Origin of the sequence: Pseudomonas fluorescens (genome assembly GCF_000730425.1) — a bacterium.
In the GTDB taxonomy this organism is placed as follows: Bacteria; Pseudomonadota; Gammaproteobacteria; order Pseudomonadales; family Pseudomonadaceae; genus Aquipseudomonas; species Aquipseudomonas fluorescens_X.
Genome location: NZ_CP008896.1, coordinates 492,102 through 513,927 on the forward strand (window position 1 = coordinate 492,102; position 21,826 = coordinate 513,927).

Genomic DNA, 21,826 nt, shown 5'->3' on the forward strand with positions numbered 1-21,826 from the left:
CAGTTTTTTTGGGGGGGCCAAGATTTGCCGCAGGGCATTTGTGTATTACGCGATGGCTTCTTCCCTGATCCATTCGATAAACGCCCGCACCTGCGGGCGTTTCAGTGATTGCGGGCGGGTTACCGCGTAATAGGCAAACTGCGCCGGCCAGGGTTTGTCGAGGGCGATCACCAGCTTGCCGGCGTCGAGGTCTTCCTGGGCGTGATGGTCTTGTACCAGGGCAATGCCCTGGCCGGTTGCTGCTGCGCGCAACAACAAAAAGTCCTCATCGAAACTCGGCCCACGCTGGGCGCGGCTGTCGGCCTCGACGCCATGGGCCTGCAGCCACAGGCCCCAGTCGGCGCGGTCGGCATCCTGCAGCAGTGGGTAGTGCAGGCAGTCTTGCGGGGTGTGGATCGGCGGTCCTGCGGCCAGCAGGGCCGGGCTGGCCACGGGCAGTAAGACCGGCGCCATCAGCAGGGTCGATTCCAGCCCCGGATAGTCGCCCAGGCCATGGCGCAAGGCGATGTCGATGCGCTCGCGTTGGAAATCCACCAGCTTGGCTGACGCCTCTACGCGCACTTCGATATCCGGGTGGCGTGCATTGAAACGGCCCAGCCTGGGCACCAGCCAGGTTGAAGCGAAGGAGGGGACGGTGCTGAGCGTCAGGGTGTTGTCGTGGGGGTCGGCCAGCCCGGAAATGGCCTTTTCGATCTGCTCGAAACCGCGCAGCAAGCCCGGATACAAGCGCGCACCGGCTGCGGTGAGGTACACCCCTTGGCGGCTGCGCACGAACAGCGTCACCCCCAGCCGGTCTTCCAGCAAACGTAGCTGTTGACTGATCGCACCGGGCGTTACCCCCAGGCGTTCGGCCGCCGCTTTCAGGCTGCCAAGACGGGCAATTTCAGTGAAGGCGCGCAGCGCCAGCAGGGGGAGAACGGCGCCCATCGATGGCTTCCCGAGTCAGAAATAAGGTTTAGAAAATCTAAAGTAATAGGTGAGAACGTATCGTTTCCAGGCCAGGTTTTATCTCACTAATATGGCGTTCAAGCAATTTCGCTGAAGTTAGCTTGACTGAGGTAAACCGTCAATGCACAGCCCTGATCTGGTGCTTTACACCGACAGCTCGCCCAATGGTTTCAAGATCACTATTGCCCTCGAAGAAATGGGCTTGGCCTATACCCTGCGCCATGTCCAGATCGATCACCATGAACACCGTCATCCCGACTTTCTGGCGCTCAATCCCCATGGGCGTATTCCGGTATTGGTGGACCACGGCGCCGGCATCACCCTGTTCGAATCCGCGGCGATCCTGCTGTACCTGGCACAAAAGAGCGGGCAATTGCTGCCCGAAGCCGGCCCGGCCCGTTGGGCGGCGATCGCCTGGCTGATGTTTCACAGCACTAGTGTGGGGCCGCTGTTGGGCCAGCGCGTGCATTTCGAACTGTTCGACAACCGCGCCAACGCCACGGCGGTCCAGCGTTATCGGCAACTGACCGAAGCGGCCTTTGCCGCCCTCGACCAGCAACTGGCCGCCAATGTGTGGTTGGCGGGGGAGAACTATTCCATCGCCGATATCGCGAACTTTGGCTGGATGCACATTGCTCGGGTGATTGCCTTCGATTTCAGTCAATACCGGCACCTGAGCGCATGGTATGAGCGGGTCAACCTGCGACCGGCCGTGCAGCGCGGTATCCGTTTGCCTGCCCCTGCCACCGGCCCATGAATGACCCATTCCGAGGAACCCCTATGAACTCCACCATCACCCGTGGTACCAACGCGTCGGCCTTTGCCAATCACCCTGGCTACCGCCGCATGTTTGCGCCAGACCAACTGACCCTGGGGATCTTCCTGCCACTGCGTTTCTATGAAGGCGACATGGCGGTCCTCGCCGGCCAGGCGCAATGGGTCAGCGAGATCGACCGCCTGGGTTTTGCCGCGATCTGGGTGCGTGACGTGCCGCTGTTCGACCCGTCTTTTGGGGACGCCGGCCAGGTGTTCGACCCCTTTGCTTACCTGGCATACCTGGCGGCCCAGACCCGCAATATTGCCCTGGTCACCGGCAGTGCAGTGTTCTCGTTGCGCCATCCGATTGATTTGGCGAAAGCCGCCGCGACGGTTGATCGGTTGTCCGGTGGACGGCTGGTGATGGGCATCGCCTCGGGTGATCGTGCCGTGGAGTTTCCCGCCTACGGCCTGGAGCATGGCGCGCGTGCCGAGCGCTTTGCGCAGTCGGTGGATTACTTTCGGCAGTTATTGGCGAGCACGGCGCCGGATATTCAGTCACCGCTGGGGCGGTTGAGCGATGCGTACTTGTTGCCCAAGCCCGTGACCGGGCGCATTCCCCTGATTGTCACCGGCTCGTCCCGCCAGTCGATGCAGTGGCTGGGTGAGCAGGCCGATGGCTGGCTGACGTACCCGGGCAGCACCCACAACGTGATGGGGCCGCGACGCCTGGCGGAAAAAATCCGTACCTGGCGCGATGCCATTCCAGGCGGTGGCTTTCGCCCACACATGACCAATGAATGGATCGACCTGGCCGACGACCCGGACTTCCCACGGACGCCCATGCAGGGCGGCTATGTGCTCAAGACCGGGCGCAAGGGCTTGATCGACTTGCTTGGGCAATGGCGCGATGCCGGTGTCAACCATGCTGCGCTGGGAATCCAGATGGCGCAGCGCCCGGTGGCCGAGATCATTCAGGAACTGGCGCAAGAGGTGTTGCCGCTGTTCCCGGCATTGGCCGGCCCGCAGCCACATCCGCAACAGTGGTAGCAGGCGAGGCTGTACAAGGGTCAGGTCCAGATATTAAAATGAGAAGTATTATCATTAGCACTCATTGGACCTGACATGTACGACGACAGTCTCGTCTCGCCCGTCGAACAACTCTATACCCGTCATCACCCCTGGCTGCGCGGCTGGTTGCAGCGTCGCCTGGGGCATCGCGCCGATGCCGAGGACCTGGCGCACGACACCTTCATCCGAGTATTGCGCACGCAGCAGGATGTGCGTGAGGTACGCCAGCCCATGGCATTTCTGGCGACGATCGCCAATGGCTTGCTGATCAACCGCTGGCGCCGCCAGGCCATTGAGCGGGCCTACCTTGAGGCGCTTGCCGCACGCCCGGAAGGCGAGGAACCGTCGCCGGAAACACGCTACTTGATGATCGAAACCCTGCTGCAACTCGACTCGCTGCTGGTGGGCTTGTCGACGCAGGTGCGCAAGATTTTCTTTTTGTCCCAGCTCGATGGCCTGACTTACCCGCAAATCGCCAAGCAGTTGAGCTTGAGCGTGGCCCAGGTGCAGCGGGCAATGGGCAAGGCCTTCAGCGTGTGCTACGCGAGCCGTTTTGAATGAATGGCACTGCGGTTGCACCGCCTATCCGCGAAACGGCTATCGATTGGATCGTCAGGTTGCAGTCCGGAATGATGAGCCCGGCTGATCACCTGGCGTTGCAGCATTGGCGCCAGGCTAGCGCCGAGCACGAATACGCCTGGCAACGTGTCGCCAGCTTGCCACTGCGGCTCCAGCCCGGTGCCAACCTGTTGGCGGATGTCACCGCACGGCGGGCATTGGAGTCTGCCGGGGCTGATCCGGCGCGACGCCGGCAGGTGCTCAAGTGCTTGTTGGGGGTGGGCCTGCTGGCGGGTCTGTCCTGGCAGGGTGCCGAGTCGACCCTGGTGCGCACAGCTTTTGCCACTTATCGCACGGCGACCGGCGAACGTCGCCGCTGGACCCTGGCCGATGGCAGTTCACTGTGGCTGAACACCGCCAGCGCCGTCAGCCTGGACCTCACCGCACAGCTGCGCCGTGTGCAGCTGATCGAGGGCGAGGTCGCGCTGGATGCACGTTTGGAGTCGCGCCCGCTGCAACTGGTGACGCCGGATGCCCTACTGAGTAGCCAGGATGCCAATCTGCTGGTGCGTCATGATCAACAGGGCACCTGGATTACTGTATTGCGTGGCTTGGTTGACGTGAGTTCGCCGCGCGCGCCGTCATCGATGGCGGTGGCGGCGGGGTGGCAGACCCGGGTGGATCGCCAGGGGGTGAGTGCACCACGGCCAACCGATGGGTTTCTGGCCCAGGCCTGGTTGCGTGGGATTCTGCCTGCCGAGCGGATGCGCCTGGATGTGCTGTTGGCCGAACTTTCCCGTTACCGCCCGGGCGTCTTGCGATGCAGTGAGCAGGTGGCGGCATTGCGCGTGACCGGTAGCTTCCAGCTGGACGACACCGACGCTGCGCTGGCATTGGTGGCCCATGCGCTACCAGTGCGCATCGAACGTCGGACCCGCTATTGGGTGACTGTGGTGCCGGTCTGAAATTTTTTTACTCCCCCGCCGTAGTTTTTCAAAACTCGCTTGGCCTATGGGAATAACCCACCGAAACAGGTGGGCCTTCACCTCTAGGAGCCCTGCATGATTTCTCCCGCAAGTGTCTTGCGCACCCGCACATTGGGTCTGCTGTTACTCAGCCTGCAACCGCTGTACAGCACGGCGGTTTTCGCCCAGGCCGAGCGCCAGCCCTACAGCATTGACGCCGGCCCCCTGGACCAGGCGCTCTCGCGTTTCGGCGTACAGGCAGGTATCAGCATGGCAGGCAGTTCGACGCTCACGGCGGGCAAGCGCAGTAGCGGCCTGCACGGGAATTTCACAGCCGAAGCCGGGCTGGCGCGGTTGTTGGCGGGCACGGGGCTGAGCTTCCAGCGCCAGGTCGATGGCAGCTTTGAACTGCATCCGGCGACCAGTGCGCTAGTGCTGCCGTCGCAGAAAGTCCTCGGCGAGGACCTTGAGAAGAAAGCCGTCTACTCGGCCCCGCGTTCGTCCGTTTATATCTCTTCGGAAGAAGTGCAGCGCTTTGGCGTGATTTCCGCCGGCGACGTGCTCAAGGGCCAGCCTGGGGTACAGGTAGGGGACAGCCGCAATGGTGGTGGCCTGGATGTGAATATCCGCGGGATCCAGGGGCAAAGCCGGGTGGCGGTCACGGTGGACGGCTCGCAGCAGGCGCTGGATGTCTATCGCGGCTATGCCGGTACGCAACAGCGTAGTTACATCGACCCTGACCTGATCAGCGATGTGTCCATCGACAAAGGCCCCAGCCTGGCCTCCAGTGCCATCGGCGGCACCGTGGCGATCCGCACCCTGGGGGTCGATGACATCCTGCGCGATGGCAAGAACGTAGGCCTGCGCCTGAAGGGCGATCTGTGGAACAACGGCGTCGCGCCGGCCTCGCGCAACAGCCACTCGACCACCGAAGACCTGTATGCCGAGCCGCACCGGAGCCGTGGCGGGTTGTTCGGTTCTGATTCGCAGTCTGGCAGTGCCGCGTTTGCCTATACCCATGAAATGTTTGATGTGGTGGCTGCCTACGCCCACCGCAACCAAGGCAACTATTTCTCCGGCAAGCACGGTCAGGATCGCTACCGGACCTTTGACCGCTATGGCAGCGAAAACATGACCGTGGCCACCACCTACAACGCCGGCGAAGAAGTGTTGAACTCCTCGGCAGAGACCGAATCGATCCTGCTCAAGACCACCCTGCGCCCGGCCGATGGCCACACCTTCGACTTCGGTTACAGCCGATACGATGGGCGCATGGGTGAGATCATGCCGTCGGACATCTTCCGTTTCGGCACCGGCGGCATCTACCAGTATCCACGCGGGCGTACCCAGATCGACACCTACACCGCCCGGCACCACTATCTGCCGACGGGCAATATGCTGGTGGACCTGACCACCAACCTGTGGATGACCGATGCCAAGACCAGCCAGTTGACCTCGGTGCTGGCGCCCACCTCCCAGGCCTATCGTTCGGACCGCAACTGGACCCGTCAGGACAACCGGCGCATCGGTGGCGACCTGACCAACATCTCGCGTTTTGACACGCAATATGGTGACTTCAAGATGGACCTGGGGGGCTCGTTCCAGATCGAGGAACTGCAGCCGCAAAAGAGCGTGGTCACCACGCAGCACGATATCAATGCCAACCGCAGCCTGCGTGACGGTTCGCGCAAGGAGTTCAGCCTCAACGGCAAGCTGGAGTACAAGCCCGTTGACGAACTGACGTTGTGGGGCGGCGGGCGCTATACCTACTACCGCACCAAGGACCATGTGCCACGTGCCACCGCCCAGCGCGAGGAGCGTGAAGCGCGCTATGTGAGCGTGATCAAACCGGGTAGCTACGGCCATATGCTGTGGTTCCCCGACGAAAACGGCCAATACACCGACGCCACGGACCCGCGCCTGAACAACGGGATCGTGTTCAGCGACACCAACCACCCATTCGAGGGCCCGCGCTACAACGACTATGGCGGCATTGGCACGCGGGTCTACCCCTCGCAGGTCGGCGAAGTGGTCACCGGCTACACCTATTCGGGCAAGCACAGTAACAGCAAGGGCGCCTTTTCACCGGCCATTGGCATCAACTATGAAGTAGCGCCTGACACCTTTGTCTACGCCTCGTACACCCAGGGCCTGCGCATGCCTTCGTTGTTTGAAACCAGCCAGGGCACGTTACAGACCATGCCCGGCAAGAGCTTGAAACCCGAGCGTTCGAGCAACTGGGAAATCGGCGCGAGCACGATGCAAAAAGGCCTGCTGGTGGACAACGACTCGGCGGCGATCAAGCTGGCGTACTTCAACAACACCATCAAGAACTACGTGACCCGTTATTACGACCCGAGCCCTGGCCTGATGGGCCTGATGAGCTTCAGCAATACCGACAGTTTCAAGACCAGCGGCCTGGAACTGCAATCGAAATACGATGCCGGCTGGGTATTTGCCGACCTGTCGTCGACCTACTACCTGAAGACCGAAACCTGCGACTCGGCCTTCGCCGCGCGCCTGCGGGCCAGTTCCAGCCGCTGGCAGAAAACTGACAACACCCCCAACTGCACACCGGGCAGCTTCATGGGCTCGTACACCAACACCCAAAACCCGCCACGGGTGGCCGGCAACCTGACCACGGGCCTGCGTTTCCTTGACCAGAGCCTGACGGTCGGCGGGCGCTTGACCTACACCTCGGGCCCGACCGTCACTGCCGACAAGCCCTGGCAAACCGGCGCCACCACGCCGCAGTTGGTCTATCGCGAAGTGGCACTGGTGGACCTGTTCCTCAACTACAAATGGCAGGACCACACCAAGTTCAACGTGTCGCTGGATAACCTGACCAATCGTTACTACCTGGACCCGCTGGCCCAGAGTTTCATGCCGGCACCGGGGCGTACGCTACGCATGGGGGTGGTCACCCAATTCTGACTGCAGGCGCCGGCAGGTCCAGGGATTGTTCGTAGGCTGCGGTCATGACTTGCCACGTGTGGGGGTTGGCCGGGATCAGATGCTCGATGCGCAATGAGGTGACGGTGATGTCCTGGGGCATGCCGAAAGTGGTGAAAGTGGACATGAAATCCAGTTCGCCATGCCGCGAGTGGATGCGCGTCAGCACCAGTGGCGGCAGCTCATTGGCCAGGGGCGTCGAGCCCTGCGGCACTGGCAGGCTTTCCAGCAGCGTGGCCAGGGTCGGGTTGCCCAATGCTTCGCGGGCAGCCCGCTGCCAGGCGAGATTGCGGATTTCGTCGGCATTGAGCAAGTGGTCGCCCAGGCCACCCGGTTGCAGCAGGGTCGTCAGCAGGTTCAGGCCCTGTGCAGCCTCTGGCGCCAAACCCACCAGATCAAACAGGACCTGGGTGCTGGCGTTGGCCGCGAGCACTTCCCACTGGCTACCGAGCACGATGGCCGGTGCCGGGTTGTTGGCCTTCAGCACATGGTTGATAGCCTCCCGAATGGCGTCCATCGCCGGTGCAGTCAGTGGCGTGGCCTCATAGCGTGGGGCGTAGCCGGCCGCGAGGAACAGGCTGTTGCAGTGTTCCAGCGGCACGTCGAGGACGCTGAGCAGGTTGTGCAACGTGCCGGGGCTGGCCTTGGCGCGGCCGGTTTCGATACAGCTCAAATGGCGTTGGGAAACACCACTGATCAGCGCCAGTTCCAACTGGCTCAACTTCGCCTGGCGGCGCAACAGCCGTAATTGTGTGCCTGCGTCGGTATCGGGTGTGGCTCGGGGGAAAGGTGGACGGCTCATGGGTTGACTCTGGCAGGGCGGGGCGGGTGGCGTCCATGACCTTGCAGGTCATTGAGATGGCGGCGACGTTATCACTAATCTGCGGCTTGCCCAATCCTGCACGGTGGACCCTATGCACAGACCCTATATCGCCCTTGCCAGCCTGTTGGCGTTTTCCCTCTACACCCTGGGCACCCTGCTCTGGGCCGAGCAGTCGCTTTTGGCGTTCGGCCTTGAGCTGTTATCCAGGCCCGACACTGCCCAGGTGGTGATCGACCTGTATCTGATGGCGGCCCTGGCGTGTGTGTGGATGTACCACGACACTCGCGCCAAGGGCCGGTCAGTGGCCAGTGTGTTGCCTTACTGGCTGTTGACGGCGGTTTTCGTCTCGGCAGGCCCGCTGTTGTATCTGGTGGTCAACGGCTTTGCCAGGGAGCGGCAATGAACAGCCTCCTGCTTATGTTCGCCCTGTGTGTACTGGTGCTGTTCATCAAGATGCTGGCGATCTCCTGTTACCAGGGTTTTTTCCGCCTCAGGCACCGTGCGTTCACCAATCCTGAAGATGCCGGTTTCTTCCAGCGCCAGGCCAATGCCCAGGAACTCCTGCCTGTCAGCCGGGCGGCGAAAGCCTGGGCCAATGATCTGGAAAACATTCCCTTGTTTTTTGCCCTTGGCGGGTTGTGCCTGGCGCTGGATACCCGTGGGGTTGCGACCGCCTGGCTGTTTGGCCTGTTCACCGTCGCGCGGGTGATGCATACCTTGATGTATCTGAGCGGTCGCCAACCCTGGCGCACCCTGGCCTATGGCATTGGCCTGGCGTGCCTGTTGGGACTGGCGGGGTTGATCGGCGCGGCGCTGTTGCCCGTTCCGATAGGGTAAGGGGGGCTCGGCGAGCCGGGCGTGGTCCTGCGTTCACTACAAACCCTGGCGTGTCGAATCTGAAGAATTCTCTCGAGCGTTACAGGCCTGTGGCGGATTTGCTGGGGTACAGGCCGGTCGGTGAAACCACCCTCGCTGGCCGATCTTGGCGTTATAGGCGCCAGGGACTATTGTTGGTTGTCTGGCGCACAGCCCATAGGAGGGCGATACCATGAACACCAGTGCTCTACTGGAACAACTGCTTCGTGCAGGTCAAGCCTCGATGTCGCAGCAAGGCGGTTCGGCCGCACCGCAGGGCGGCGCGGGAGGGCTCGGTGGGTTGGGCGGCCTGCTCGGTGGCTTGCTCCGGGGCGGCGGCGCAACCTCTGCGTCCGGTGGCGGCCTGGGCGATCTGCTCGGTGGCCTGGGTGGCATGTTGGGTAAAACCCAGGCGGGCGGATCAACCCCGGCGCGTGGCGGTGGCACCAACTACGCGGCCCTGGCGTCATTGGGGATGATGGCGTTCCAGGCGTATCAAGCCTGGCAAAGCCAGCAGGCCTCGGCGCCGCAACAGGCCTTGCAGACGGTCGATCAACTTTCCGGCTCCGACGTCGAGGCCCATAGCCACGCGGTACTGCGCGCATTGATCGCGGCGGCCAAGGCGGATGGTCGGATCGACGACAATGAAAAGGCCTTGATCTCCCAGGAGATCGGGCGCCACACCGACGATCCAGACTTGCAGCAATGGCTTGATGCGCAAGTCGCCAAGCCGCTGGATGCGGCGGATTTTGCCGAGTATGCCAATGACCCGGCCGTGGCCGCCGAGGTCTACCTGGCCAGCGTGATGCTGGTGGACGACCAGCAGGACGCCGAGCGCAACTACCTGGATGAACTGGCGGGTGCGCTGGGTATCGAGCCTGAGTTGCAACTGCACCTCGAACAGCAAGCCAAACCGGCCTGATACCCGCTACCCATGTAGGCGCTGCCTCGCCGGGCGAGACAGCGCCTACAGTTGGTCTGGTTTCAGAATCGCAGGGTTGCCCCTGTCGTCAGCCATCGGTCGTGATCCCCTGTCAGGTTGCGCCCCACCACCAGGTCCACATCCACCTGCTTGCCCAGATGCACGCGCGGGCCTGCCTGCCAGGCCTGGTCGCCGCGTTGCTGGCCGTAACGCTCTGCCAACAGTGTCAGTGAGTCCGCCAGGTGATATTCCACGCCCGTGCCCCAGGTCAGCCGGTGGTGTTGTTCACCATCGTCATAGGCATGGGTCCAGCCGGTATTGAGGTTCAAGCGCAGTGCCTCAAACGGTTGCCAGGTCAACGGCAGCCCCAGGTCCGCGCCGTCGAATGGGTGCCGGCGGTCCACTGCGATGTGCGCAGCCGCAGCCCAGGCGATCTCTACGCCTGCATCCTGCCACACCCACAATGAACCCTTGAGTTGTGGACTGAGTTGGGTGTGCTCCGGGTCATCCTCGATGGCAGCGCCCCATTGCAGGCTGGGCATTGTTCTGGAGGTACAGGCAGCAGAGAGGGTGGCGTGCTGTGTGGAACGGGTATAGCCGCCGTCGACATTGCATTCGCCGGAGGCGTTGATCGCGCCATCCTCTACCACGTAGGAACCGCCTGCGGCAAAAGCCTTGGACACCAGGCCGACCGCCAGGGTCGTGCCGATAAAAATCAGGTTGCGGCGCAGCGCTCGTTGCCGCGACGCCGGCAGCCACTCGAAGGCTGCAAGGAAGGTGTGTTTGTGCATGGGGTCATGCTCCCAATGAGCGAGTTATCGGTCGCGAGTCTGTAGGCGCTGGCTTGTCAGCGAAAAAGCCGAGAGCGACGCGGAGCACCAGGCACCCCGCATCGCCGGCAAGCCGGCTCCTGCCGGTCAGTACCATTGCTTGAAGCGGCGGATGTAGAGGGTCTTCATCAGTTGCGCTACGCAGCAGTAGGCGAGCAAGGTGCCGACCAGCCATGGGAAATACGCCCAAGGCAGTGGTTGCAGGCCCACGATCGTGCCCAGGGGCGAGAAGGGCACATAGATCCCCAGTGCGATGACCAGGCCGGTCATCAACAATACCGGCCAGGCGGCGGTGCTCTGGAAGAATGGGATCTTGCGGGTGCGCAGCATATGCACCACCAGGGTCTGCGAGAGCAGCCCTTCGACAAACCAGCCGGACTGGAACAGGGTCTGCATTTCCACGCTATTGGCCGAGAACACGTACCACATCAGGGCAAAGGTGGTGATGTCGAAGATCGACGAGGTCGGCCCGATCCAGATCATGAAGCGCCCGATATTCTGCGCATCCCACTTGCGTGGCTTGGCCAGGTACTCCTTGTCCATCTTGTCCCACGGCAGGGCCAGTTGAGAGATGTCGTACATCAGGTTTTGCAGCAGCAGATGGATCGCCAGCATCGGCATGAAGGGAATGAATGCACTGGCCACCAGTACCGAGAACACGTTGCCGAAGTTGGAGCTGGCCGTCATGTTCAGGTACTTCATGATGTTGCCGAAGGTCTCGCGTCCTTTGAGCACCCCTTCTTCGAGGACCATCAGGCTCTTTTCCAGGAGGATGATGTCGGCCGATTCCTTGGCAATATCGGTCGCGCTGTCCACTGAGATGCCAACGTCGGCATCGCGCAGGGCGGGGGCATCGTTGATCCCATCGCCAAGGAAGCCCACGGTGTGTCCGTTGGACTGCAAGGCCTTGAGCACCCGTGATTTTTGCAGCGGGGTCAGCTTGGCGAACACGGTGCGTTGTTCGACCTGCTGCTTGAGAGTGGCATCGTCCATGGCTTCGATGTCCACGCCCAGCAGCGGCTCACCGGGTTCCAGGCCGACTTGGCGGCAGATGGTGCGGGTGACCACGGCGTTATCGCCAGTCAGCACTTTGACCGCGACACCGATCTCTTGCAGGGCGGCAATCGCCGGGCCGGCGGTTTCCTTCGGCGGATCGAGGAACGTCAGGAAACCGTGGATCACCAGGTTGCGTTCATCGGCGGGCGTGTATTGCTGGCGCGCCAGGGCCTGGGGAATGTTGCGGGTGGCAACCACCAGCACGCGGAAACCGTCCTCGTTGAACTCGTTGGCGGTGTTGAGCAACGCCTGGCAACGACGCTCATCCAGGGCCACGGCGCTATTGCCTTCCATGACATGGGTGGCGATAGCGAGCATTTCTTCTACGGCACCCTTGCACACCAGCAGGTGATCGCCATGGCTGTCTTTGACCACAATCGACAGGCGCCGGCGTACAAAGTCAAAGGGCAGTTCATCGACCTTGCTGTAGGCAAACGGCACCTGGAATGTGGGGTTGTGCTGGGAGAACGCAAGGACTGCCTGGTCCATCAGGTTCTTCATGCCGCTTTGGTGATGGCTGTTGAGCCAGGCCAGGGACAATACCTGGTCGTCCCGCTGGCCGAAGGCGTTGACGTGGTGTTCGAGGATGATTTTGTCCTGGGTCAGGGTGCCGGTCTTGTCGGTGCACAGCACGTCCATCGAGCCGAAGTTCTGGATCGCGTTGAGGCGCTTGACCACCACTTTGCGCTTGGCCATGGCATTCGCGCCCTTGGCCAGGTTGGCGCTGACGATCATCGGCAGCATTTCCGGGGTCAGGCCCACGGCCACTGCCAGGGCAAACAGGAAGGCGTCGCCCCAATCGCCCTTGGAAAAGCCATTGAGGAAAAACACGATGGGCACCATCACCAGCATGAAACGGATCAGCAGCCAGCTGACGCTGTTCACTCCGCGGTCGAAGGCAGTTTGCACCCGGGAGCCAACGATGGCCTTGGCCAGCGAGCCGAAGTAGGTACGCGGTCCGGTCGCCACCACCACCGCCTGGGCGCGGCCGCTGACGACGTTGGTGCCCATGAAGCAAATGTTGGGCAGGTCCAGCAGGTTGCTCTGGTCGGCGGCACTGAGGGTGGCGGATTTTTGCGTGACGTCGCCCAGGGTGTCGTACTTTTCTACCGGCAAGGCTTCCCCGGTCAGCACGGCCTGGCTGATAAACAGGTCACGGGACTCGATCAGCCGGATATCCGCCGGGATCATGTCACCGGCCGACAGTTGCACGATATCGCCCGCCACCAGGTCGCGCATCGGCACTTCGCGCAGGCTGGGGGTGGCGCCGACCTGCTCACGGCGCAGCACCGTGGCGGTGGTGCGTACCATGGCCTTGAGGGCTTCGGCGGACTTGGCCGAGCGGTGCTCCTGCCAGAAGCGCAGCAGGCTGCTCAGGGCGACCATGGTCATGATGATAATGACCTTGGTCAGGTCCACCTCTTCACCGGCGCGCAGCGGTAGCCAGTAGTCGGTGACAAAGCTGATCACCGCCAGGGTCAGTAGCACGTAGATAAAGGGGTTGTTCAGGGCCTGGAGAAACTGCACCAGCGCGTGGGGCGGCTTGTCATGGGCCACCTCGTTATAGCCTTCGCGTTGCAGGCGGGCGCTGGCGTCCAGTTCGGTCAGGCCCTCCCTGGTTGCCCGGACGTTGGCCAGGGTGGCGGCCAGGCCGTTGCGCGCTTCGCGGGCAGCACGCATCGACAGTTTGCTGTCGTTGGCGGTGCTGTTCTTGTTTGGACGTTGCATGGTTTTTACGGCGCTCATAGTTTTTACTCCTGCCGACATACCCGTTACTGACCTGGCGAACAGGCGAACGGAAGCATGCCGAGTCGCAATTTTTGCGATCGGTTCTAATAACTTTAAAGAGGCGAGTTAATTAACGGGCGCGCAGAAAACTACGGCTGGCTTAGTTCCAAAGGAACGCCAGTTAATTAATTGGCCAATAATCAGGAAGTTGCTGTTTCCAACCGGCTTATGCCGCGTGAGCACTGAGCATCAGGCGCACGTGGGCAAGCAGGCTGGAAACGTTCCGTCTCTGCGGATCTTGAGGGTCGGCGTGGTCCCATTGCTGGACCAGATGGCCGGTGGTGGGGCACAGGCGCCAGTGAGCCTGGAGGTGGATCGGGTTGAGACGCAGGGAGGGGGAGGCAAAGGCCGTGCGCACTGGGGCAGCGCCCAGGGAACCACGGCACAGCTTGGCCCGCAGGGCTTGGGCCAGCGTGCGTAGATCAGGTAGAACAAGGGTCTGGAAATTCATAACACACCTCGGGACCGGACTGGCGCCGGCTCAAGGCAGTTACGTTGGAGCATCAAGCTCTAGCGCAGCTTACCCGGCCTGGAAGGCGAGTCCCGTCTTTATTCTGGGTTTGGCGCCCGACCCCCGCATTCGCGGGTGAAGGACAGCGACTAGATACTGTGTCCATTGGCTTCTTTTGTGAGGTTGAAAAAAGGCCCGAGTTGCAGGCACGGGCAATCTACTCAGGCGGGCAGTGGATGTCAATCAATAATAAACTTGTTTGTTGTTTGTTCAGACTTTATTCAGATTGGGATTGTTCAATCTATAAGTTCATAGGCTATAGGCAGCCAATAACGCCAGATAGATCAATACTAACCCACATGCACCATGACTGATGCGTTGCCAAGTTGCCGAGGCATTCTTTCGCAAGATACTCACCAACCCCGCAATCAAAAAGCACGACAGGATCGCAGCCAGCATAAAACCGACGAAGAACATCAGGGTCTGGCCATGGCTCGGGGTGGCGCCGACGATGCCTGACAGAGCGCTGCCCAGGGCCCCCCAATACACAATGTTCTTCGGGTTGGCCAGCGAGAGGGCGGCGCCGACCAGCAGCGCATTGCGCCCGGTGCTGGCCGGGGCGCTGTCGGGTTGTGGCAGGCGCCAGGCATCCACCAGGCTGCGCACGCCGAGCCAGGCCAGGTACAACGCGCAAAGGGCCGTCAGGGGCACGCGTACCGCTTCGTGCTGAATCAGCAGGGCCATGCCGGTGAGGCCGATCACCGCCCAGGTCGCATCACCCAACAGCGAGCCCACCTGCACCAGCAATGCCGGGGTGAACCCGTGCAACAGGCCACGGCGCAACGTCTCGGCCAGCACGGCACCGGGGGACAGGCAAAACACAAAACCAAACACCAGTGCGCTAAAAAAGATCGTCAACATCGCCCTTCCATAATCAACCGATGATTCCCGTAGGAGCCGGCTTGCCGGCGATGGCGTCGGTCCATCCAGCAACAGTGCCGCCTGATGAACCGCTATCGCCGGCAAGCCGGTTCCTACGGGTCAATGTCAGGCCGCTGCAGGGGGTGCTGCTGATTTCGTAGTGGCCCAGCCAGGCGTGGTGCAAAGAACTCATGGGGAGGGCTCGATGGCGGTAGGTGTGGGAAAGCATACCGGTTTAGAAACTCAGGCGCAGGGCTAGTGCGGCCAGGGTGATGATGAGCACCGGCAGGGTCAGGACGATGCCGACCTTGAAGTAATAACCCCAGGTGATCCGGATGCCCTTGCGCGCCAGAATATGCAGCCAGAGCAAGGTCGCCAGGCTGCCGATGGGCGTGATTTTCGGCCCCAGGTCACTGCCGATCACATTGGCGTAGATCATCGCCTCCTTGACCACGCCCACGGCATGGCTGGCCTCGATCGACAGTGCACCGATCAGCACCGTCGGCAGGTTGTTCATCACCGAAGACAGCAGTGCCGTCAGCAATCCGGTACCCAGCGCGGCGCCCCATACGCCGTAATCGGCGAAGGTGTTGAGCCAGGTGGCCAGGTAAGTGGTCAGGCCGGCATTGCGCAGGCCATACACCACCAGGTACATCCCCAAGGAGAAAATCACGATTTGCCAGGGCGCTTCCTTGAGTACCTTGCGCGTGGAAATCTTGTGCCCTTTGGCGGCGATCACCAGCAGGAGCAGGGCGCAGGCGGCCGAGATGGCGCTGATCGGAATGCCCAGGGGTTCGAGGGCGAAGCAACCGACCAACAGAATGCCCAGCACCCACCAGGCTGCGTGGAAGGTCGCCGGGTCATGGATGGCACTGGCCGGTGACGGCAGGTCCGCGGGATCGTAACTTTGTGGGATATCACGCCGGAAGAACCACAGCAGGACCGCCAGGGTCGCTGCGACGCTGACCAGGTTGACGGGCACCATGATCGCCGCGTACTCGTTGAAGCCGATCTTGAAATAATCCGCAGAGACGATGTTTACCAGGTTGGACACCACCAGCGGCAAGCTGGCGGTGTCGGCGATAAACCCTGCACCCATCACGAACGCCAGGGTCGCAGCTGGCGAGAAGCGCAGTGCCAGGAGCATCGACATGACAATCGGCGTCAGGATCAGCGCTGCACCGTCATTGGCGAACAGCGCCGAGACCAGCGCCCCCAGCAGCACCATATAGGCAAACAGCCGGCGGCCACGGCCCCGCCCCCAACGCGCCACATGCAAGGCGGCCCAGGCGAAAAAACCGGCTTCGTCGAGGATCAGGCTGATGATGATCAACGCGACGAAGGTGCCGGTGGCATTCCAGATGATCTGCCACACCACAGGGATATCCGCCAGGCTGATCACGCCGCAGGCCATGGCGAGGATCGCCCCCATTGCGGCACTCCAGCCCACGCCCAGGCCCTTGGGTTGCCAGATGACCAGGACAATGGTGAACAGGAAGATGGCGAGGGCAGCAAGCATCAAGGACATTCTCCGCGGGGTGGCGATTCGGCGTTTGATTGACCTGTGACAAGGTACCGGGATTCTGTGGCAAGTGGTTGAAATTAAAATGAAACACAACTGTCCTAAAGTGCCCGCCATTGGTGATAAAGGAAGTAACGGTGTGACCCGTGCCACTCGCAACTTGCGCAAGACCCTCGACTCTGTCGCGGACAACAACGAAACCGCAGCCTTCGACTTGATGCGTGCCGTCGAAAAACTCAGCGATGAAGTGCTGCGCCAGCGCCTGCTCAACACCATCCACCGGCTTAACCAGGATGCCCACGAGTTGCGTGAGGCCCGGGACGCGGTAGAACGGGTATCGGTCAAGCTGGCCTGATAAGGGCCCATGACCGTTCGGCGACTGCTGCGTGACGATTATTTTGGATGAGCTGACACTAGGCGCGGCCACGGCTGCAGCAGACAGGATCCGTGAAGCCTTCGTGCTCAATACAGAGGAAGTCATCGAATGAGTGAAAAACCGGCAATTGTTCTGGTACACGGGTTTTGGGGCGGCGCAGCGCATTGGAGTCGAGTGATCGTCGAGCTGCGGAAAAAGGGCTACGGCGACTTGCACGCGGTGGAAATCCCCCTGACGTCACTGGCTGAAGACGCCGAACGTACACGCAAGATGGTGGCCCAGATCAAGGGGCCGGTCCTGTTGGTCGGGCATTCCTATGGAGGGGCGGTTATCTCCCAGGCGGGTAATGAACCCAATGTCCAGGGGCTGGTGTTCATTGCCGCGTTTGCCCCGGATGACGGGGAAAGCCCGGGTGCCATTACCCAGGCGCACCTGCCCAAGGCCGCGCCCAATCTGGCGCCGGACAGCGATGGCTACCTGTGGGTCAAGCCCGAGTTGTTCCATGAAAGCTTCTGCCAGGACTTGCCGCAATCGGAGGGCGACGTCCTGGGGGTCACACAGAAGGCGCCGCTGGCCAGCACCTTTGGCGACGAAGTCAGCAACCCTGCCTGGAAGACCAAGCCATCGTGGTATCAGGTGTCCACCCAGGACCATATGATTCACCCCGATAACCAGGTGCGCATGGCCGAGCGCATCAAACCCCGTGAGATTCTCACCCTGGACGCCAGTCATGCTTCGCTAGCCTCCAGGGCTGTTGAAGTGGCGGCCTTTATTGATAAAGCCGCCACGGCCCTGCAGAAGTAATGGTGGCGGGCAACATTCCTTCCCAACGTCGGGGTGTTGCCTGCTGCAAGATCGTTCAAGACAATCCTGGTTGGCACTGCCATGCTTGTCGACTGTCTGTCGATGAGCCCGTTGTCCATGCCTACTGCCTTGCCTCATTACGCTTTCGCCCGTGGCGCGATTGCGATCATCCCCCTGTCGCTGGCCTGTGCCCCGTGGGGCCTGTTGGCCGGTTCCCTGGCGATTGACGCCCAGTTCACCCCGCTGGAAAGCCAGGGCCTGTCGGCCATTGTGTTTGCCGGTGCCGCGCAGTTGGTGGCGATTGGCATGGTCAAGAGCGGCGCGAGCCTGATCGCCATATTGCTCACCACGTTGCTGCTGACCTCCCAGCACTTGCTATATGGCATGCATATGCGGGCCACGCTGTCGCCCTTGCCGGCGCGGTGGCGCATGAGCCTGGGCTTTTTGCTGACGGATGAGTTCTTTGCCCTGGTCAGCCAGTACGACCGCCAGACCTTCAATCGCTGGTATGCCCTGGGTGTGGGCCTGACGTTCTACGTGGCCTGGAACCTGTTCACCCTGGCTGGCATCGTGCTCGGCAAGAGCATCCCCAACCTTGATCAACTGGGCCTGGAGTTTTCCATCGCCGCGACCTTTATCGCCTTGATCACCCCGGTAGTGCGCGATGTGCCAACGGTGGTGTGCGTGGCCGTGGCCTTGCTGTTCTCGGTGCTGCTCAGCTACTGGCACTGGGAGTCGGCGGTGGTGGTGTCGGGGTTGTTGGGGATGAGTGCAGGGTATGCCTGCAAACGCTTGGGAGTGGGGCAACGATGATTTTCGTGATGATTATCGGCATGGGCCTGGCGGTGTTTTTCAACCGTTACCTGTTTCTGGAGCCGCGTTTGCCGGTGCGCCTGAACCGCGGCGCCCGGGAATTTCTTGGTTTCGCGGTGCCTGGCATGTTGACGGCGATTTGCGGGCCGATCATTTTCCTGGCCGAGCATAAGCTCGACCTGAGTCCCACCAACCCTTACCTGCTGGCCGGGATCTGCGCGGTGGCCCTGATGTTCTGGACCCGCAGCGTGTTGACGACGGTGCTGCTGAGCATGGGGCTGTTCTACCTGTTTCGCTGGTTGCTTTAGGGGGGCTTGCCGACGATAGCGGCCGAGAACTCACCACACACGTTCAATGATACAGTCGCGTTTTTTTCAAGGAAGCGATGGCATGCGGAAGGTGGTGATAGGTGCGTTGGTGCTGGCGGCGCTGGCCGGTTGTGCAGGCTCTAAGATGAAAGACGCGCGCTCTGGTGCGCCTTATAAAACCCTGGCCTCAGACAAGGCGGCACTGATCGTCGCCCAGTGCATCCAGTTCGGTTGGCAGGACGAGGCCGTATTCGGTGTCGATGCTGGCGGCTTCATGGAGCCAGCCCAAGGTGGGGGCCATACGGTCTACACCACGGGCGGCGACTACTTTGTCGATGTGCGCAGTGCAGGCACCCGCACCACCGTCAGTTACTACGCTGCCGAGGACAATTGGGCCGCCAAGCGTCGCCTGGCAGCCCTGGCCACTTGTCTGTAGATTTCTTCAGAAATACCCGGCGGACACACCGTCGGCTTTGCCTTAAAATGCCCGCGCTTGCCCGACATGATGGCTCTTTACCAGTACATGGATGTCGAGGTCTAAATGTCGGGCAAGCATCTTTTCACCGTGGCATATAGCCTAAGTGCCACCGCCTGGGAATCTTCAACGACACCAGGCCCAGCAGCGCCGACAACAGGCCGCTGACCAGCAGGGCCCTGATTCCCAACTGATGCTCCAGCAAGGCGCCGATCACCGCGCCGACAAACATCCCGGCCCAGGGAATCAACTGTACACGCCAGCCATTGCGGCGCTCCCCCAGCATCCAGCGCCCCAGCCCGCGCCCGAAACGCGACAGTGCGCCGGTCACGTACGTCAGCCCCACAGGCAGGCCGTTGACCTGTTCCACTGCCGCATTGAGCATGCCCATGGCAATGATCGCGGCCAGTACTGCCGGCAACTGTTCAGCCATCGGCCACGCCGCCGCGCCGCACAACAGGGTGGCAATACACAGCAACAGCGGCAGCGCGTGGCGCTTGCTGATACGGCTGATGATCACACCCAGCGCATTACCCAGGATAAACGTCGCCACCAGCAGGGTAAGGCGCCCGGTGAGCCCCAGGTCACCCTCACTGATCGCCACCGCCAGCCGCGTGGTGTTGCCGCTCATGAACGAGACAAAATCGCCACTGGCCATAAAACCGATAGCGTCGGTCATGCCCGCCAGCACCGAGAGGCTGGCCACTAGCGTCAGGCCAATGCGGCCCCGCCATTTGTGCTGGTGCTGCAGAGCGGTATTGACCATGGGTTTAGGGGAGGAGGGCAGCACGTCGAGAGGTTCCTCAGTGAGATTATCCGGCCACTACCGTAGGACGCTTTCCTGCCGACTGCAATGATTTGGCACATCCTTCAGTTCATCTCCAAGCGCCAGCCCATGGCTTGCCAGGTCAGCACATGAGTCGGCTTGAGCGCCTTGAGAAACGCCGCGTCATGGGAGACCGCAATCAGTGCTCCAGTAAACCCTTGCAAAGCCTGCTCGAAAGCCATCACCGACTCCAGGTCCAGGTGGTTGGTGGGTTCGTCCAACAGCAACAATTGCGCCGGGGTCTTGCGCCATAAGGCAATCGCCATGGCCGCCTTCAGGCGCTCACCGCCACTGAGCTGGCCGGTGGGTTGGGTCACGCGCAAGGCATCCAACTGCAACAAAGCCAGGCGTGTGCGCAACTCGGCTTCGGCCAGTGGCGTGTCCATCCACTTCAGTTGTTCGACGATCGATTGCCGGTCATCGAGCAGCGCCAATGGTTGGTCGAGATAGGCGCAGGGCACGTGAACCGTGCATTCGCCGCTGACGGGTTGCCATTGGCCCGCCAGTAGCTTGAGCAGGGTGGATTTGCCGCAGCCGTTCGGCCCGTTGACGGCGACCCGTACCGGCCCACACAGGCTGGCGTTGATGAAGGTGCTCGGCGCGCGCGGGTCGAGCCAGGGCAACTGACTGTCGACCAACGTTAATACCTGGCGACCCGCTGGCAATGATGTGCCGGGCAAGGCGAGGAAGGTCGGGGTTTGGTCTACCACCCGCTCGTGGGCCGAGCGCACGCGTTCGTTCAACGTCTGTTTTTGCTGGACATGGGCGCTGCGCACATTGCTCACGATTTCGTTGGCGGCGCCTTTCCAGCGGGCCTTGGTGAAGGCGTCGACGTTGGCGGTTTCCGCATATTTACGGGCGCTGGCAGCGTGGCGCTGGAAGCTGTCAATAGCCTTTTTCAGGCGCTGGTGCTCACGCCGTCGATCCAGCCGGGCATGCTCCAGGGCCGCCTGGGCGGCGTGTTGTTCGGCATCACGCTGCGCACGATAGTCGTCGTAGTTGCCGCCATAGAGCCGGGCTCCGAGGGGGGACAGTTCGATGATCCGCTCCAGGGTATTGAGCAGGCGCCGGTCATGGCTGACCACCACCAAGCCGCCGCGCCAGCTACTGAGGGTCGCTGACAGCCAGTCGCGGCCGGCGCTGTCGAGGTGGTTGGTGGGTTCGTCGAGAATCAGTAACTGCGGCATGCACAACAGGGCGCCAATCAGGGCGATCCTGGCCAGTTGGCCGCCGCTGAGTTGCCCGGCGGGCTGGCTGGGATCTATCTCGGACAAACCGGCACCGTCGAGGGCCTGGCGCAGGCGTTCGGCCAGGTCCCAGCGATCATCGATCAGTTCCAGGTCGCCGGGCAGCGCTTGCCCTCTGGCCAGGCGCTCAAGACCAGCCAGGATTGGCGCGCAACCGCAGACCTGGGCCACGGTCTGCCCCGGCAACAGCTCGATGGTTTGTGGGACATAGGCGATACGGGCCGACGATTTGATAACGCCGCAGGAAGGAAGAAGCACGCCGGCCAGCAGGCGTGCCAACACACTCTTGCCCATGCCATTACGGCCGACAATCCCGGTCGGGGTGTGATCGATAGACAGGTTGAGGTCTTTCAGCAACGTCGCGCCATTGGCGAACTGGAAACCCACGTGATGCAAGGAAACAAGTACAGGCAGCCGGTTGACGTCAGTCATCAGCACCTCCAGAACAATGTGGCACAAGCCAACAAGCGCGCCAGGCGGCTCATTGCGTTTACATGTTGGAAGGCTTAGTTGTTCACGTCGGCGGTCGTCCTGCGGGAGGAAAGGCCCCATAGGCTAG

23 protein-coding genes are annotated in these 21,826 nt (G+C 61.8%); 13 read left to right on the forward strand and 10 right to left on the reverse strand.

The genetic code is table 11. The features are described 5' to 3' along the window. Positions 1–45: 45 nt before the first annotated feature. Entirely contained in the window at positions 46–927 is an 882-nt protein-coding gene (locus HZ99_RS02030) for a LysR substrate-binding domain-containing protein (protein WP_038440972.1), read from the reverse strand. A gap of 142 nt (positions 928–1,069) precedes the next feature. Between HZ99_RS02030 and HZ99_RS02035 the strand changes: the two genes are divergently transcribed. The 5 genes from HZ99_RS02035 (at position 1,070) to HZ99_RS02055 (ending at position 7,232) form a co-directional block, all read left to right on the forward strand. Beyond that, a complete protein-coding gene (locus HZ99_RS02035) occupies positions 1,070–1,705 on the forward strand; it encodes a glutathione S-transferase family protein (RefSeq protein ID WP_038440974.1) in 636 nt (211 codons plus the stop codon). A gap of 23 nt (positions 1,706–1,728) precedes the next feature. Then, on the forward strand, positions 1,729–2,754 hold the full coding sequence (locus HZ99_RS02040) for an LLM class oxidoreductase (protein WP_038440976.1): 1,026 nt from the start codon (positions 1,729–1,731) through the stop codon (positions 2,752–2,754). A gap of 75 nt (positions 2,755–2,829) precedes the next feature. Then, the gene (locus HZ99_RS02045) at positions 2,830–3,336 is read left to right on the forward strand and encodes a sigma-70 family RNA polymerase sigma factor (RefSeq protein ID WP_038440979.1); all 507 of its coding nucleotides are present in this window, start codon (positions 2,830–2,832) and stop codon (positions 3,334–3,336) included. Then, entirely contained in the window at positions 3,333–4,298 is a 966-nt protein-coding gene (locus HZ99_RS02050; protein WP_038440981.1) for a FecR domain-containing protein, read from the forward strand. The genes HZ99_RS02045 and HZ99_RS02050 overlap by 4 nt, the downstream gene beginning before the upstream one ends. Positions 4,299–4,394: 96 nt before the next feature. After that, the gene (locus tag HZ99_RS02055) at positions 4,395–7,232 is read left to right on the forward strand and encodes a TonB-dependent receptor (RefSeq protein ID WP_038440982.1); all 2,838 of its coding nucleotides are present in this window, start codon (positions 4,395–4,397) and stop codon (positions 7,230–7,232) included. Here the strand turns inward: HZ99_RS02055 and HZ99_RS02060 are convergent. Further along, positions 7,219–8,052, reverse strand: a complete 834-nt coding sequence (locus HZ99_RS02060) for a helix-turn-helix domain-containing protein (protein WP_038440985.1) — start codon at positions 8,050–8,052, stop codon at positions 7,219–7,221. The genes HZ99_RS02055 and HZ99_RS02060 overlap by 14 nt on opposite strands. Positions 8,053–8,164: 112 nt before the next feature. Between HZ99_RS02060 and HZ99_RS02065 the strand changes: the two genes are divergently transcribed. The 3 genes from HZ99_RS02065 to HZ99_RS02075 all read left to right on the forward strand — a co-directional run bounded on the left by HZ99_RS02065 (position 8,165) and on the right by HZ99_RS02075 (position 9,850). Then, the gene (locus tag HZ99_RS02065; RefSeq protein ID WP_038440986.1) at positions 8,165–8,476 is read left to right on the forward strand and encodes a hypothetical protein; all 312 of its coding nucleotides are present in this window, start codon (positions 8,165–8,167) and stop codon (positions 8,474–8,476) included. After that, positions 8,473–8,910 (forward strand): MAPEG family protein, encoded by a 438-nt coding sequence (locus HZ99_RS02070; protein WP_038440987.1) that lies wholly within the window; start codon positions 8,473–8,475, stop codon positions 8,908–8,910. The genes HZ99_RS02065 and HZ99_RS02070 overlap by 4 nt, the downstream gene beginning before the upstream one ends. Before the next feature lie 211 nt (positions 8,911–9,121). Beyond that, entirely contained in the window at positions 9,122–9,850 is a 729-nt protein-coding gene (locus tag HZ99_RS02075; protein WP_038440989.1) for a tellurite resistance TerB family protein, read from the forward strand. A 62-nt stretch (positions 9,851–9,912) separates the two neighbouring features. Here HZ99_RS02075 and HZ99_RS02080 read toward each other — a convergent pair whose 3' ends face one another. From HZ99_RS02080 to HZ99_RS02100, 6 genes are all read right to left on the reverse strand, one after another. Continuing rightward, positions 9,913–10,641, reverse strand: a complete 729-nt coding sequence (locus HZ99_RS02080) for a hypothetical protein (protein ID WP_038440992.1) — start codon at positions 10,639–10,641, stop codon at positions 9,913–9,915. Positions 10,642–10,767: 126 nt separating this feature from the next. Beyond that, positions 10,768–13,482, reverse strand: a complete 2,715-nt coding sequence (mgtA, locus tag HZ99_RS02085; RefSeq protein ID WP_038440994.1) for a magnesium-translocating P-type ATPase — start codon at positions 13,480–13,482, stop codon at positions 10,768–10,770. Positions 13,483–13,690: 208 nt separating this feature from the next. Next, on the reverse strand, positions 13,691–13,975 hold the full coding sequence (locus HZ99_RS27530) for a hypothetical protein (RefSeq protein WP_080727648.1): 285 nt from the start codon (positions 13,973–13,975) through the stop codon (positions 13,691–13,693). A gap of 309 nt (positions 13,976–14,284) precedes the next feature. Then, positions 14,285–14,896: a LysE family transporter gene (locus tag HZ99_RS02095; protein WP_038440996.1), complete on the reverse strand. Its 612-nt coding sequence runs from the start codon at positions 14,894–14,896 to the stop codon at positions 14,285–14,287. Positions 14,897–14,909: 13 nt separating this feature from the next. Next, entirely contained in the window at positions 14,910–15,089 is a 180-nt protein-coding gene (locus tag HZ99_RS28285) for a hypothetical protein (protein ID WP_144243145.1), read from the reverse strand. Between the two features lie 42 nt (positions 15,090–15,131). Continuing rightward, positions 15,132–16,415 carry an arsenic transporter gene (locus HZ99_RS02100; RefSeq protein WP_038440998.1) on the reverse strand — a complete coding sequence of 428 codons (1,284 nt, stop codon included), beginning with the start codon at positions 16,413–16,415 and terminating at the stop codon, positions 15,132–15,134. Between the two features lie 142 nt (positions 16,416–16,557). Here HZ99_RS02100 and HZ99_RS02105 point away from each other — a divergent pair, with 142 nt between their 5' ends. From HZ99_RS02105 to HZ99_RS02125, 5 genes are all read left to right on the forward strand, one after another. Then, positions 16,558–16,773: a hypothetical protein gene (locus HZ99_RS02105; RefSeq protein ID WP_003212603.1), complete on the forward strand. Its 216-nt coding sequence runs from the start codon at positions 16,558–16,560 to the stop codon at positions 16,771–16,773. Positions 16,774–16,902: 129 nt separating this feature from the next. After that, positions 16,903–17,598 (forward strand): alpha/beta hydrolase, encoded by a 696-nt coding sequence (locus HZ99_RS02110; protein WP_038441001.1) that lies wholly within the window; start codon positions 16,903–16,905, stop codon positions 17,596–17,598. Between the two features lie 117 nt (positions 17,599–17,715). Next, the gene (locus tag HZ99_RS02115; RefSeq protein ID WP_032860728.1) at positions 17,716–18,411 is read left to right on the forward strand and encodes an AzlC family ABC transporter permease; all 696 of its coding nucleotides are present in this window, start codon (positions 17,716–17,718) and stop codon (positions 18,409–18,411) included. Beyond that, entirely contained in the window at positions 18,408–18,719 is a 312-nt protein-coding gene (locus HZ99_RS02120) for an AzlD domain-containing protein (protein ID WP_038441003.1), read from the forward strand. The genes HZ99_RS02115 and HZ99_RS02120 overlap by 4 nt, the downstream gene beginning before the upstream one ends. 82 nt (positions 18,720–18,801) lie before the next feature. Continuing rightward, complete coding sequence (locus HZ99_RS02125) at positions 18,802–19,155, forward strand: hypothetical protein (protein WP_038441004.1); 354 nt, start codon at positions 18,802–18,804, stop codon at positions 19,153–19,155. A 124-nt stretch (positions 19,156–19,279) separates the two neighbouring features. Here HZ99_RS02125 and HZ99_RS02130 read toward each other — a convergent pair whose 3' ends face one another. Both HZ99_RS02130 and HZ99_RS02135 read right to left on the reverse strand, forming a co-directional pair. Continuing rightward, positions 19,280–19,984, reverse strand: a complete 705-nt coding sequence (locus tag HZ99_RS02130; protein WP_038441005.1) for a YoaK family protein — start codon at positions 19,982–19,984, stop codon at positions 19,280–19,282. A gap of 80 nt (positions 19,985–20,064) precedes the next feature. Then, on the reverse strand, positions 20,065–21,699 hold the full coding sequence (locus HZ99_RS02135; protein WP_038441007.1) for an ABC-F family ATP-binding cassette domain-containing protein: 1,635 nt from the start codon (positions 21,697–21,699) through the stop codon (positions 20,065–20,067). Positions 21,700–21,826 lie beyond the last annotated feature (127 nt).